The 12840-nt window shown below is 63.1% G+C and carries 12 protein-coding genes and 2 pseudogenes; all 14 read right to left on the reverse strand.

The window, feature by feature from the left end:
* Window positions 1-94: 94 nt before the first annotated feature.
* Window positions 95-1861 (reverse strand): annotated as a pseudogene (gene trbE / locus CHB74_RS17165) (conjugal transfer protein TrbE); the annotation flags it as partial.
* A gap of 10 nt (window positions 1862-1871) precedes the next feature.
* Entirely contained in the window at window positions 1872-2153 is a 282-nt protein-coding gene (locus CHB74_RS17170; RefSeq protein ID WP_015740165.1) for a VirB3 family type IV secretion system protein, read from the reverse strand.
* Window positions 2153-2452 carry a TrbC/VirB2 family type IV secretion system protein gene (locus tag CHB74_RS17175; RefSeq protein WP_229825726.1) on the reverse strand — a complete coding sequence of 100 codons (300 nt, stop codon included), beginning with the start codon at window positions 2450-2452 and terminating at the stop codon, window positions 2153-2155. The genes CHB74_RS17170 and CHB74_RS17175 overlap by 1 nt, the downstream gene beginning before the upstream one ends.
* Before the next feature lie 29 nt (window positions 2453-2481).
* A complete protein-coding gene (trbB, locus tag CHB74_RS17180; RefSeq protein ID WP_035746328.1) occupies window positions 2482-3474 on the reverse strand; it encodes a P-type conjugative transfer ATPase TrbB in 993 nt (330 codons plus the stop codon).
* Window positions 3475-3620: 146 nt separating this feature from the next.
* The gene (locus tag CHB74_RS17185; protein ID WP_015740163.1) at window positions 3621-4082 is read right to left on the reverse strand and encodes a ribbon-helix-helix domain-containing protein; all 462 of its coding nucleotides are present in this window, start codon (window positions 4080-4082) and stop codon (window positions 3621-3623) included.
* Between the two features lie 14 nt (window positions 4083-4096).
* Complete coding sequence (locus CHB74_RS17190) at window positions 4097-6085, reverse strand: conjugal transfer protein TraG (protein WP_015740162.1); 1989 nt, start codon at window positions 6083-6085, stop codon at window positions 4097-4099.
* Between the two features lie 175 nt (window positions 6086-6260).
* Window positions 6261-8333: a relaxase/mobilization nuclease domain-containing protein gene (locus CHB74_RS22740; protein ID WP_089220806.1), complete on the reverse strand. Its 2073-nt coding sequence runs from the start codon at window positions 8331-8333 to the stop codon at window positions 6261-6263.
* Between the two features lie 313 nt (window positions 8334-8646).
* The gene (locus CHB74_RS17200) at window positions 8647-9357 is read right to left on the reverse strand and encodes a lytic transglycosylase domain-containing protein (protein WP_066700616.1); all 711 of its coding nucleotides are present in this window, start codon (window positions 9355-9357) and stop codon (window positions 8647-8649) included.
* A 4-nt stretch (window positions 9358-9361) separates the two neighbouring features.
* A complete protein-coding gene (locus CHB74_RS17205; protein WP_425442304.1) occupies window positions 9362-9754 on the reverse strand; it encodes a DUF736 domain-containing protein in 393 nt (130 codons plus the stop codon).
* Window positions 9733-10278, reverse strand: a complete 546-nt coding sequence (locus tag CHB74_RS17210; RefSeq protein WP_179220892.1) for a S26 family signal peptidase — start codon at window positions 10276-10278, stop codon at window positions 9733-9735. The genes CHB74_RS17205 and CHB74_RS17210 overlap by 22 nt, the downstream gene beginning before the upstream one ends.
* Entirely contained in the window at window positions 10275-10793 is a 519-nt protein-coding gene (locus CHB74_RS17215) for a DUF2840 domain-containing protein (RefSeq protein ID WP_015740154.1), read from the reverse strand. Before CHB74_RS17215 ends, CHB74_RS17210 begins: the two co-directional genes overlap by 4 nt.
* A complete protein-coding gene (locus CHB74_RS17220; RefSeq protein ID WP_066700618.1) occupies window positions 10790-11044 on the reverse strand; it encodes a hypothetical protein in 255 nt (84 codons plus the stop codon). Before CHB74_RS17220 ends, CHB74_RS17215 begins: the two co-directional genes overlap by 4 nt.
* On the reverse strand, window positions 11041-11694 hold the full coding sequence (parA, locus tag CHB74_RS17225) for a ParA family partition ATPase (protein WP_066700619.1): 654 nt from the start codon (window positions 11692-11694) through the stop codon (window positions 11041-11043). Before parA ends, CHB74_RS17220 begins: the two co-directional genes overlap by 4 nt.
* 320 nt (window positions 11695-12014) lie before the next feature.
* Window positions 12015-12836, reverse strand: a pseudogene (locus CHB74_RS17230) (replication initiator protein A); the annotation flags it as partial.
* Window positions 12837-12840 lie beyond the last annotated feature (4 nt).

Genomic DNA, 12840 nt, shown 5'->3' on the forward strand with positions numbered 1-12840 from the left:
CTCCGGTTCCGCTTCGCTCCACCTACGGCCGACACTGGCGATGGAGGCTTCAATGCACTAACAATCCCAGCGGGCCACTCGGCGGGGGCCGGTCAGCGCCGCCAATGCAGTAAGGGCGCAACGCCTGTTTCAGATCGTTGGATTGCAGCAGCACGGCAAGGCCGGTGATGGTCCGTTCCCCCGCCGGGGCGGATGCCAGCGATGTCAGCGCCGTCCAGATGTGCTCCTTCACCTCCGGCGTGATGATCATGCCTTCACGCATCAGGATCGCGGCGATCCAGTCAGCGGCCCATGACCGTTCATAGGCATCATCGATCCGCGCCAGCGGTTGCAGGGAAACGGAAACCTCCGATCCCTCGGTCAATCCACCGCCGAGATCATGCCAGTCGCCACCCATGGCGAGCGCGGATGCCCGGATCGATCCCCCGAAATCGAAAGCGAAAATCTGGCTGCGATCATAGCGGCGAAATTGCAGCGCCATCAGCGCCAGCAGCACGGACTTGCCCGCGCCGGTCGGGCCGACGACGAGGGTATGGCCCACGTCGCCGACATGAAGGGAAAGCCGGAACGGAGTCGAACCTTCGGTCTTGCCGTACAGCAAGGGGGGCGCTCCGAGATGTTCGTTCCGTTCCGGCCCCGCCCACACGGCCGATAGAGGGATCATGTGGGCGAGGTTGAGCGTCGAGATCGGCGGCTGCCGGACATTGGCGTAGGCATGTCCGGGGATCGAGCCTAGCCAGGCATCGACGGCATTGACAGTTTCCGGCATGGCCGTGAAGTCACGGCCCTGAATGATCTTCTCGACCAGACGCAGCTTCTCGTCGGCGATACGGGGGTCGGCGTCCCAGACGGTGACGGTTGCTGTGACATAGGCCATGCTGGCGACGTCAGCGCCCAGTTCCTGCAAGGCCATGTCGGCATCGAGCGCCTTGTTGGACGCATCGGTGTCCACCAGCGCCGATTGCTCGTTGGTCATCACCTCCTTGAGGATCGCGGCGATGGATTTTCTCTTGGCGAACCATTGACGGCGGATTTTGGTGAGGAGTTTCGTCGCGTCCGTCTTGTCCATCAGGATGGCGCGGGTGGACCAGCGATACGGGAACGCGAGCCGGTTCATCTCGTCGAGCAGGCCGGGCGTGGTCGCTGTCGGAAAGCCGATAATGGTCAGGACGCGCAGATGCTTGTCACCAAGGCGCGGTTCCAACCCGCCAGTCAGCGGCTGATCGGCCAGCAGCGCATCGAGGTGCATGGGCACTTCGGGCACGCGAACACGATGGCGGTTCGTGGAAATCGTGGAATGGAGATAGGTCAGCGTGCCCGCGTCATCGATCCAGTGGCATTCGGGCATGAAGCCGTCGAGCAGCGCCAGCACGCGGTCGGTGCGGTCGATGAAGCCGCGCATCAGCTCCCATGGATTGACGCCGGATTGCTCACGGCCCTCGTAGAGCCAGGTCTCGGCGCGAGCCGCATCTTCGGCGGGTGGCAGCCAGAGGAAGGTCAGGAAGTAGCCTGACACGAAATGCGTGCCCGCTTCCTCGAAGGCAGCTTTGCGCTCGGCATCGAGAAGAGCGGAGGCCGGATCAGGAAATTGGCTGCCGGGATAGGTCGCGGCTTCGCTTCGTTGTGCCTCAACAAAGATCGACCAGCCGGAGCCGAGGCGGCGCACGGCGTTGTTGATACGCCCGGCGACCGCGACCAGTTCGGCGGCAACAGCGGAATCCAGATCCGGCCCGCGAAACTTCGCAGTCCTCTGGAAACTGCCGTCCTTGTTCAGCACGACGCCCGAGCCAACCAGCGCGGCCCAGGGCAGGAAATCCGCGAGGCGGGTAGCGGTACGGCGATATTCGGTGAGGTTCATCATGGCCGCGCCCTCACACTGACAGATGACCGGGTATGCGCAGGTGCCTGCGGCCCACCTCGACAAAAAGCGGATCGCGTTTGGCAGCCCATACCGCGAGGAAATGACCGACCGCCCAGATGGCGATGCCAACCAGCCAGAGACGAAGGCCGAGGCCGACGGCGCCGGCCAGCGTGCCGTTGACGATGGCAATCGAACGCGGTGCGCCGCCGAGCAGGATATGCTCGGTCAGCGCCCGGTGAACCGGGATGGAGAAGCCCGGCACCGCGTCGAGCTGTTCGAGGCCACCCGCCATCAGATGAGCGCCCCGCCGCCGAACGAGAAGAACGACAGGAAGAAGCTCGACGCGGCGAAGGCGATGGACAGGCCGAAGACGATCTGGATCAGGCGGCGGAAGCCGCCGGAGGTATCACCGAAGGCCAGCGCCAGGCCGGTGGCGATGATGACGATGACGGCGATGATCTTGGCGACAGGACCCTCGATCGACTGGAGGATCGACTGAAGCGGGGCCTCCCAGGGCATGGAGGAGCCGGAGGCGTGTGCGGCAGGCGCCAGCATCAGACTGATGGAAACAGTGGCAGCGGCGGTTGCCATGATGCGGCAGCCGCGTGAAATCGTGCGGATCATGAAGGGTTTCCTTTCGGGGTGGTTGCCAAAGTGATGGGATGCGTGATGGCGTAATCGCCGTCCGGCCCCAGCCCATCGACGCGGGCGAGTTCGACCAGCCGGCGGGAAGAGCCGCGTCCGGCAAGAACGGCGACGAGGTCGATTGTCTCGGCAATCAGGGCGCGCGGGACGGTGATGACGGCTTCCTGGATGAGCTGTTCGAGGCGTCGCAGCGCGCCAATGCCGGAACCGGCATGGATGGTGCCGATCCCGCCCGGATGGCCGGTGCCCCAGGCTTTAAGGAGGTCGAGAGCTTCGGACCCGCGCACCTCGCCGACCGGGATGCGATCCGGGCGCAGGCGTAGCGACGAACGCACCAGATCGGAGAGCGTCGCCACGCCATCTTTGGTGCGCATCGCGACCAGATTGGGCGCGGCGCATTGCAGTTCGCGCGTGTCTTCAATGATCACGACGCGGTCCGAAGTCTTGGCGACTTCTGCCAGCAGCGCGTTGGTCAGCGTGGTTTTTCCGGTCGAGGTGCCGCCCGCGACAAGGATATTGGCGCGCGTGGCGACGTTCAGGCGCAGCACCTCGGCCTGAGCACTGGTCATGATCCCGGCGTTTACATAGTCGTCGAGCGTGAACACCGCGACGGCAGGCTTGCGGATGGCAAAGGTCGGCGCCGTGACGACAGGCGGCAGCAACCCTTCGAAGCGCTCTCCGGTCTCGGGCAGTTCAGCCGACACACGCGGATTGCGGGCATGAACCTCGGCGCCGACATGATGGGCGACCAGCCTGACGATCCGCTCGCCATCGGCAGCCGACAGCCTCTCCCCCGTATCGGCCAGCCCTTCGGAGAGCCGATCCACCCAGATGCGGCCATCGGGATTCAGCATCACCTCGACCACAGCTGGATCTTCCAGAAACCGGGCAATCGATGTACCGAGCGCGGTGCGCAGCATCCGCGCACCACGCGCAATCGTCTCGGGTTTCTGATGTGATGCGGTCATGGCGGCCCCGTTCATGGCGGGACGCGCAAAAGACGGACCCCGGATTGGGGTCGATTAAAAGAACCTGATTTAGGGCCGTTTCAACAGATGTTTACGCGTGTGCGGGCATCGGCGGCGCAGGGCGGTAAATAGGATGGATCGAAAGTTCAGAGCTGGTTTCCATCCGCTTCGGACTGGCCTTGTGACGAAAGATCGTGAAGCGAATCGATATCCCGCGACAACTCTTTCAGGAATCTGTCGCCGGAAGCCAGGCGCTTGCCCAGCGTCTGCATGAAGCCTTCGAAGCGCTCGTTGCCCTTGATGCGTGCCGACTGTTTCGCGCTATCTGACAGCGGCGGCGTCATGGTGAGCCAGAATTGTACGAACAGCGAAAGCGTCTCGCCGAGGATGGCGACATCTTCGTCCAGCATATCGAACTGGCGGCCAAGCTTATCCAGGCGTCGCGACATTGCGGCTTCCAGCCGTTCGGTCGTGTCACCGGACAGGAAGGATGCTACCGCAGCCTCGATCACTGCGGATTTTGAAACATTGCGACGCAGCGCCAGACCCTCGACCTGCTTCAGCAGATCCGGGGAGAAGTAGACATTCATGCGGGTGCGACTCGTCATGCCTGTCTTCCTTCTCAAAGCTCGATGCCGTCATTTGGGTCGAGTGACGCCTGCCGCGCGACCATGCGCATCCGCTGACGCATGGCACGGGCTTTGGCGGCATCGACGTCGGGCTCATCATCGAGAAAATCGAACTCCTGCGATGGCGGCGGTGGTGGCGGGATGATTTCCTCATGTTCGGGAAGCTCCGGCTCAAGACGGATACCGGCATTGGCAGGATCGTCGTCGGACCTGTTCGACGCGGGTCCGTGGCCGGCCGCGGCCGCAACAACACGGCTCGTCCAGTCGTCTGGTGCCGATGTTTCCATCTTCACCGACTGCTTGTGCAGATCGGGCGGCGGCAGCACCCGTTCCTGAAGCCGCGCATCGGCATAGTAGCGCGCCTTGGCGGCGCGGATGGGCGGCACACCCGCTACCATGACGATCTCGTCGGTTGGCGGAAGCTGCATGATCTCGCCCGGTGTCAGGAGCGGCCGCGCTGTTTCCTGCCGCGAAACCATGAGATGCCCGAGCCAGGGCGCGAGGCGATGGCCCGCATAGTTGGTGGAATCGCGCATTTCCGTGGCCGTGCCGAGCGCATCACTGATCCGCTTGGCGGTGCGTTCATCGTTTGCGGCAAAGGCGACACGCACATGGCAGTTGTCGAGAATGGCGTTGTTCTGTCCATAGGCCCGCTCGATCTGGTTGAGCGACTGCGCGATCAGGAACGCTTTGAGGCCGTAGCCGGCCATGAAGGCGAGCGCCGATTCAAAGAAATCAAGCCGCCCGAGCGCGGGGAACTCGTCCAGCATCAACAGGAGACGATGGCGTTTTCCGGTGGTTTCCAGTTCCTCGGTCAGCCGCCGCCCGACCTGATTGAGGATCAGACGGATCAGCGGCTTGGTCCGGTTGATGTCCGAGGGCGGTACGACGAGGTAGAGGTTGACCGGTTCTTTTGCTCCGACCAGATCAGCAATGCGCCAGTCGCAGCGGGCCGTCACGCGGGCCACGACCGGATCTCGGTAGAGACCGAGAAAGGACATCGCCGTGGACAGCACGCCGGAGCGTTCGTTCTCGGATTTGTTCAACAGCTCGCGTGCCGATGAGGCGATGACGGGATGCACACCGGCTTCGCCCAGATGCGGCGTGTCCATCATGGCGCGCAAGGTCGCCTCGACCGGACGGCGCGGATCGGACAGAAAGCTCGCGACCCCCGCCAGCGTCTTGTCCTTCTCGGCATAGAGAACATGCAGGATGGCGCCGACCAGTAGCGAATGGCTGGTCTTTTCCCAATGGTTGCGCTTGTCGAGACTGCCCTCGGGATCGACCAGAATATCCGCGATGTTCTGGACATCGCGGACTTCCCACTCCCCCTGACGGACTTCCAGCAGTGGGTTGTAAGCTGCGGAATGCACATTGGTCGGATCGAACAGCAGGACGCGGCCGTGATGGGACCGGAAGCCGGCCGTCAGATTCCAGTTCTCACCCTTGATGTCGTGCACGATGCAACTTCCCGGCCAGGTCAGCAGCGTCGGCACAACGAGACCGACGCCTTTGCCTGATCGGGTGGGCGCGAAACAAAGGACATGCTCGGGGCCGTCGTGCCGGAGATAGTCCTTGCTGTGCCTGCCAAGGACCACGCCATCGGGACCGAGCAGTCCGGCAGCATGGATTTCCTTGTCCTCGGCCCATCTGGCCGATCCGTAGGTGGCGACGTTGCGCGCCTCGCGCGCCCGGATGATCGACATGAAAAAAGCGGCGGCGATAGCGAACAACGCCCCGGACGTGGCGATGAACGCGCCTTCGGTGAAAATACCGGGCGCATAGGCGTCATAGGAAAACCACCACCAGAAGAAGGCCGGAGGATAATAGACCGGCCATCCCGCAACATCGAACCACGGATTGCCGAGCTGGGGCTGAAAGCCAAGGCGGAAGGCCACCCATTGCGTCGAAGTCCAGACCATCACCAGGACAATGGTGAATACAACAATGATCTGGCCCCAGAGTATTCGGCCACCACGCATACAGGCTCCAATCGGCAAGAGAGTCGGAGCCGATCAAAGAATAGACGTTTTCGAAAGCGGCAACAGGAAAAGCAGGGGTGCCGTGTTGCCGGATACTATCGGCGGCACATCGGACAGGCCCTTTCAGATGCCGATGTCGACAGAACAATTTGCGAGGTGCCAGATCGGCAAAGGCTCAAATCCCGAGCCCTCGTGTTCGCCCCATTTGCCACGATACCGATCCACCCTGCACGATGCCCGCAACCTCGCGGCCGAGCTGGCGGTCGATCACTGGCCGCCATGGGACAAGAGTGAACTCGTGGCTCTTTTCGACAATGGCGAACTTGCCGCTCGATAGATGTGCGATCCCGGTGAACTTGCCGCTGATATTTTCGCCATCGGCAGCCGCCCGGAACGGCAAGCCTTTGCTGCTGGCCATTTCCGCACCGACGCGGGCCACTTCCCTTTCTCGCAGATTGGCGAGCAGGTTGCGCCGATAGAGGATGCGTCCATTCTGCTGCCGCGTGGCATCGCCCTGTGCGATATGGTGTTCACGCCGCTGGTCCATAGCCTCGCGCACCTGCTGGCCGAACCCTGCCGGGGTAAGGTCCGAGGCGTCCGGTGTGACCAATCGCCGGTCCAGCCAGGTCGCGCCATCGGCGCCGATCTGTTTTTCCAGATCGAAGGTCGAGACGACACGGATGCTGGCCTGCCGGTTGCGACCGGCATCATAGGCGGTGGCGCGGCTCTCGAAGTCTTCGGGGATGCGCCACTGGTCGGCGTCGATCCGCTCGGCAATCCCGGCCCGGCGTAGCGACTCCAATCGCCGGACATGGGCATCGACATAGCCCTCATAATCGCCACCCGGCACACGTCCCTCGAACTTCGCCTGTTCGAGGTGGCAGCTCGGTCGGTAGATACCATTTTCCGAGATCGCAGCGATGGTGCGATCAGAGGGACGTTGCGCTGTATCGGCGGGACCGACTTCCACGATGCTGCCGATCCGGGCATCTTCAACGCGGGCCGGATCAATGCCGGGAAGATGGTGTGTTCGCCCGTCGATGCCGTCCACCACGAGCGTCAGGTTCTCGCCCATCTCGTCGGTGAGATATTTGTCCACGACGCGGCCGGTGATGGGCGCCGCGGGTGCGGCATCGTGAAGCTGGAAGGTCATCGGATCACGTTCCTGCCCATCGGCCTTCAGCGCCTTGTGCATGTTGCGGATGATGTCACCGCGCTCACCGAGTTCACGCAGCGCCGGTTCCATCTTCGCGCCAAGCTCCCAGACGCCGGGTGCATGTTCCCTAGCCAGCCCCATCTTTTCCAGCTTGGCGAGACGGCGCAGGCGAAGTGTGCGGTTGAACTGGCGGCGTGCATCTGCCGGTTCGTGGCGCAGATCGAGGAACCTTTCGTCGGCTTCCTCGGTCATGGCGCGGTCGATGCGCGTGAAGCGGTCCTGATCGATTTCGGCAGACAGCTTGCGGCTCTGCTCGATCTCGGTCACGGGGCCGAGTTCCAGCGTGGTCAGTTCGCTCGCCCGCTCACGAATACCATTGGCGAGATAGTCACCATTGATAACCAGGTTCTCGCCCAGATCGTCCTTCCCCCGAACAATGACATGGACATGGGGATGGCCGGTATTGTGGTGATTGACAGCCACCCAATCGAGTTTCGTGCCAAGGTCGGCCTCGATGCGGCTCATCAGATCGCGGGTGTGGTCGGTGAGATCGGAAAGATCGGCGGCATCCTCGGGCGAGACGATGAAGCGGAACTGGTGGCGATCATCCTTGCCGCGATCAAGGAAGGCATCTCCATCAGCGCGGTCCTCGGTCGCCGAATAGAGCTGGCCACGTTGGCCATCACGCGATGTTCCGTCGCGCTGGATGTAGCGCAGATGGGCAGCACCTTTGCCATTCCTCCCCGCGCTCTGAACGTATCGGGTTTTGACGACGACGCGACGCACTCCGGCTGCGCTGTGACGCCACCCGCCCGACAGGGTTCGGGCGCGGACATAGGCCGCGCCACGGCCACGCTTGACGCCCGGACCTTTGCCAGCGCGCGATGCCTTCCCGCTCTTTCCGGCCGAACCCGATGAGGACGACGAGGACGTCCGTGATGCGAATGACGATGATCTACTAGGGCTGTTGCTAAGCTGACGCGCCAGCTTCTTCGCCTGCGTCAGAAAGCTCTTGGCTTTGCCCGCTTTCGGCACGTCGAATTTGATCCGGCCCGGCCTGGGGCGAAAGCGATTCTCGTCGTCGGCGCTCATGAGCCCATTCCCTGCCGTTTAGACACGGAAACGGCAGATATTAGGCTATAGTGCCGGTCAAAACCCAACAAAACCAAGGCTTTGCGCCATATCGCGGCACGCGAGACCCAAAAGCAGGGTGCCGTGCGCCGCGCCCCAAAACAGTGTGCAGACAAGGGCTTGCCCAGAAACCGCCCCGACAGGGTGCCGGTTTCCTTTATCTTGCCCTCCGCCTTTCCTTCCCTTTTTGCCCTTCCTGCCGGGAATGCTGCCAGGCGCACCCAAGCCTGACTGCACACCGGAAATGGACCGAACGAGCGCGTAAACGCCATGCTCATGGCTTGTCGCCATCGCTCGCAAGGGCCACGAATATGCCGCTGTCCTGCGGCTCCTGAACGGCGGGATCGCGCAGAGAAGCGGTTGCGTGGATGTCGCTCGATGGCTGATTAACCGCCGCTGAAATGCCGCCGGATTGCGCAACGAAGAGCGGGGCTTCGCGCCAATCCGGTGGCGGCGGCGGCACGATCGTCGGCACATCAGGCGCAGTCGCCCTGCCGAGAACAGGTGCGAGCGTGGCGACATAGGCGCGTGTTTCTGCGGGCAAAGTGCGACCTGTCGCCAGATGCTCGTCATAGCGACCGGGACCGGCATTGTAGGCGGCAAGCATGGCCGCGACATTGCCATAGCGGTCCCACATCTCCCGCAGATACGCCGTACCTGCGAGGATGTTGTCACGCGGATCGTAAGGATCGCGCCCGAGGCCATGGCGGCTGCGCAGGCCCGCCCAGGTATCGGGCATGACCTGCATCAGTCCCATCGCGCCCGCCGATGAAATGGCGCGCACATCGCCCGCGCTTTCCACACCCAGCACGGCCCGAATCCAGTGCTCTGGAATGCTGAAACGCTGTGACGCCTCTGCAATGAAAGCAGCATGGGGATGCGCGGTAACAGGCGCGGGTTGCGGCGTGACCTGCGCCATGGCCGGCATCGAGCCGCTGCCAGCCGACAGAAGGGCCGTGAAGATAAGAAGGGCGCGGGATCGCATGATCTCAGTCCCGATCTTCGCGGGGCTGCGGGCGGCTCCAGTGCAGCGACCATGACGAGCCTGCATCGTCGTCGCGAAACAGATTGGCGCGGATCGGCTGCGGTAAGGCGGGATCGTCGAGCAGCACCGAGAGATATTCGCCAGCCTTTTCGCCGGTGCGTTTCCATGCAGCACCGACCTCCGGCCCGTCATGTTCAATGAAATGGACGCGATAGTCCGGCGCATTCTCCGCATCGGAATGTTCGGCGGGCACGATAACGAGATCGCGCTTCATGGTGAGCGTGACGAGCTGACCGGCGAAGCCGGATGCGTCACGCGCAAATTGACCGATCTGTGGCATGGTATGTCTCCTGTGTTTGTGGATTTGGCGTGGGTTCAATGCGTGGCCGCCCGCCATTCGTAGCGGCCATCGCCTTCCTCATCGGTCCAGAGCGGGAGCGCCCGGCCGATGACGGAACTGGCGGGAACAGGTCCGAAGTAACGGCCGTCGAGGCTGTCCCGGACGTCCCAATTCATGAGGAAGAGTTCACCGTCGCCGATGATGCGGCAGCTCTGCCAGACCGGCAGATCGCGGCCCATGCGGTCGCGCTCCAGCGCGTCCCCCATTTCGACATGATCGACGGTAATGGTCGCACCGTTGCGGCAGACGCGCTGTCCCGGCAGGCCGAGGACACGCTTCAGCAGCGGCACGCCGCGTCCGATATAGCCGCGCTCGACCATGAACCGCTCCAGCGGTTCGGGCAGCATGATGACGACGAGTTCTGGAATTTCGAGCGTATCGGCGGGAGCAACCGTGTAGAAGCCGATGGGCGCGCTGGCAGTCGCGTTCCAGATCAGCCGGGTTGGCAGATCGGCAACCGCCGTGGCGACAAGCGTGCCGACGGCCAGCATGGACACGGCGAGGATATGACGGCGGCTCATGTCCAGATCCTCCGGCGGTTGAGCCACGCGGCATGGCGTTCCGGGGTGTAGGGGTTGGGTTCCTGACCGGCACTCAAGCGGTTGTGGACGTGCCGCCAATGGTCCGGCGCAACATCCGCCGGATCGATGCCAAGCGCGTCCACGGCATCAATCAGGGCCAGCACCCGCTGGACTTGTCGCCAGCCATCAATACGCAGCAGGATCTCGCAGCCAGGACGAACGAAGGGCACGGTCTGGTACGGTTCGCCGCGACCAACGGCGCGCAGGATGTCGAGCCGCGAGACGATGGTGCCGTAATCGTTGGAGGCCCAGCGGACGAAGGCAAAGATGCTTTCGGGCGCAAAACCGATCAGACTGCAGCGGCGGTCGATGATCTGCTCAAAGCTCTTGTGACCGAACCTGATCCAGCGCTCGACCTTCTTCTTCTGGAAGGTCAGTTCGACCAATGTGGTGAACGGAGCTGGTCCGCCCGGCCGCGGATGTTCATGCACTGCACACGCGGTCTTGCCGGTCATGGCTGATCTCCTTCGGTGGGTGGAAACTCGCGGACCAGCAGCTCGCGCAACATCACGGCGACCGTGACGCCGCGCCGGAAGGCAGCGACCTTGATGCGCCCGCGTAGCTCGGGCGTGATGTCGATGGTCAGGCGGGCGGTAAACGCCTCGGCAGCCATCTTTCCTGTTACCGGCGCATCGGCGGCCCTGACCCAGCTATCGGGATTGCCCGGACGCGATGCGAAGCCGGATTTGGCGGGTGGACGTGTCATCGCACAATCCTCCCGAGCCCGAGGCTATCGATCTCGGCCACCAGCGCTGTGACCTCCAGTGCAGCCCGTTCGCCGCCATCGGTCTCTGAGACCAGTCGCCCGGTTTGTGCGGCTTCAGCGAAGGCGACGCGCTGGCCAATGGTCGTGGCCAGCAAGGGTGGATCGTGGTCCGCTAGTGTTTGGGCCGTTTCACGGGCGATGATGGTGCGCGCACCGCATCGGTTCAGCAGAAAACGGGCGGCAAGCTCGGGACGATAGATGCGTGCTTCGCTCAGAAGCGCCAGCATCTCGGCCGAGGCCCAGCCGTCGAAGGGCGATGGCTGCACCGGGATCAGCGCCAGATCGGCTGCAAGCAACGCAGAGCGCATCAGACCAGCGACACGGGGCGGACCATCAATGACGACATGATCCGCGTCACGCGCCAGTTCCGGCGCCTCCCTGTGCAGGGTATCGCGGGTAAGTCCGATGACGGTGAACAGCCTTGGCAGCCCTTCATCGCTGCGCCGCTCCGACCAGTCGAGTGCGGAGCCTTGCGGGTCGGCATCGATCAGGATGACGCGCTTGCCTTCCGCGGCCCAGGCTCCGGCGAGATGCAGCGCCAGCGTCGTCTTGCCCACGCCGCCTTTCTGATTGAGGAGCGCGACAATCATCGCCGTCCTCCCGGTTTGCCGAGAGGAAGTTCAGGCGTGCTTGTTGACGCGGGCGCTCCTTGCTTTGGGGGTGTCAGCTTGCCTTTATGGGCACCCGATCTGAGGGCCGCACCAGCCTTCGCGATGAGCTTTTCCACATCGCGCTGCCGCTCTTCAAAGTTAGATTCTGTGTTAGACTCTAAGTTAAGGGCGCGATTATCGCTTTTGTTACCGAAGGATAGGAGGTGTTTGGGTTCCCGATAGCACGAGCCTCCGGTTCCTGATGGCACGATAGTCCGGGTTCCCGATAGCACGAGACTATCCACAGGTTTTCCACAGGCCGGGACAGGCTCGAAAGCGAGCAGCATCCGGCCGCCGGTTTCGACCTCGGCGAACAGGGTGTAGCCGGGCAGTGGCTGGCGGCGGATAATGTCGCGCAGCTCGAAGGCGAAGCGCTTGAACGGCGACAGACTGCCCGATTTCTGGTGCAGGTGACGGAAGTCGAACCGCCAACCGTTTTTCTGTCGCCCACCATGCTTGCGCACCAGGCGATAGAGCCAGCGATCCAACCCGCCGGTCAGATTGAAATAGGCCCGGTCGATGGTGAGGATCAGGGCGTCATCCAGAACCGCACTGTAGAACCAGTCGGGCACGATCATCTCGATGCCGTCCGGACGGCCATTGGCATCGGTCCGCTCGTGCCATTCGTTGATCCACGAAAAGCGATGTCGCCGTCCATTCGCGCGCTGGCGGATCGAGGTTGCAACCGTGGTCGATTGCAGCCGGTCCAGCGCCGCCTTCAGGCGCTGATAGTCCCTCAGGGAGGTTCCGCGCCCTGTGAATGTCAGGATTTCATAGGGCGTTGCCGCCATCAGGCGCGACGTGCGCAGACCGGCGTCCCGCGCTTCCACGATCTGGCTGGCCGCCCAGATCAGTATATCGGCGTCCCAGATCGTCGCCATACCGTGATCGGGAACAGCTTCGACACGGATCGAGACGTTGCCCAAGGCAAAGTCAATCGGGCGGATACGGTGCGATTTGGAAAGGGAAAAGAAAGGATAGGCCATGAGATCCTGCGCGTCTCGTGGTGCGAATTCCCCGGGAAGCGCCCGAAACAGATCGAGTTGCCCGCGTTCCGAGGCGGATGGGTGCTGCGCTGCCATCAGG

It is taken from the genome of Edaphosphingomonas laterariae, assembly GCF_900188165.1.
Taxonomy (GTDB): domain Bacteria; phylum Pseudomonadota; class Alphaproteobacteria; order Sphingomonadales; family Sphingomonadaceae; genus Sphingomonas_E; species Sphingomonas_E laterariae.

Excerpts from the sequence above, each read along its gene's own strand:
- CHB74_RS22740 (WP_089220806.1), bottom strand. The coding sequence starts at position 8,333 with ATGAGCGCCGACGACGAGAATCGCTTTCGCCCCAGGCCGGGCCGGATC.
- CHB74_RS17190 (WP_015740162.1), bottom strand. The coding sequence starts at position 6,085 with ATGCGTGGTGGCCGAATACTCTGGGGCCAGATCATTGTTGTATTCACC.
- trbB (WP_035746328.1), bottom strand. The coding sequence starts at position 3,474 with ATGACCGCATCACATCAGAAACCCGAGACGATTGCGCGTGGTGCGCGG.
- CHB74_RS17205 (WP_425442304.1), bottom strand. The coding sequence starts at position 9,754 with ATGGCGGGCGGCCACGCATTGAACCCACGCCAAATCCACAAACACAGG.
- CHB74_RS17175 (WP_229825726.1), bottom strand. The coding sequence starts at position 2,452 with ATGGCAACCGCCGCTGCCACTGTTTCCATCAGTCTGATGCTGGCGCCT.
- CHB74_RS17210 (WP_179220892.1), bottom strand. The coding sequence starts at position 10,278 with ATGAGCCGCCGTCATATCCTCGCCGTGTCCATGCTGGCCGTCGGCACG.
- CHB74_RS17215 (WP_015740154.1), bottom strand. The coding sequence starts at position 10,793 with ATGACCGGCAAGACCGCGTGTGCAGTGCATGAACATCCGCGGCCGGGC.
- parA (WP_066700619.1), bottom strand. The coding sequence starts at position 11,694 with ATGATTGTCGCGCTCCTCAATCAGAAAGGCGGCGTGGGCAAGACGACG.
- CHB74_RS17220 (WP_066700618.1), bottom strand. The coding sequence starts at position 11,044 with ATGACACGTCCACCCGCCAAATCCGGCTTCGCATCGCGTCCGGGCAAT.
- CHB74_RS17185 (WP_015740163.1), bottom strand. The coding sequence starts at position 4,082 with ATGACGAGTCGCACCCGCATGAATGTCTACTTCTCCCCGGATCTGCTG.
- CHB74_RS17200 (WP_066700616.1), bottom strand. The coding sequence starts at position 9,357 with ATGCGATCCCGCGCCCTTCTTATCTTCACGGCCCTTCTGTCGGCTGGC.
- CHB74_RS17170 (WP_015740165.1), bottom strand. The coding sequence starts at position 2,153 with ATGGCGGGTGGCCTCGAACAGCTCGACGCGGTGCCGGGCTTCTCCATC.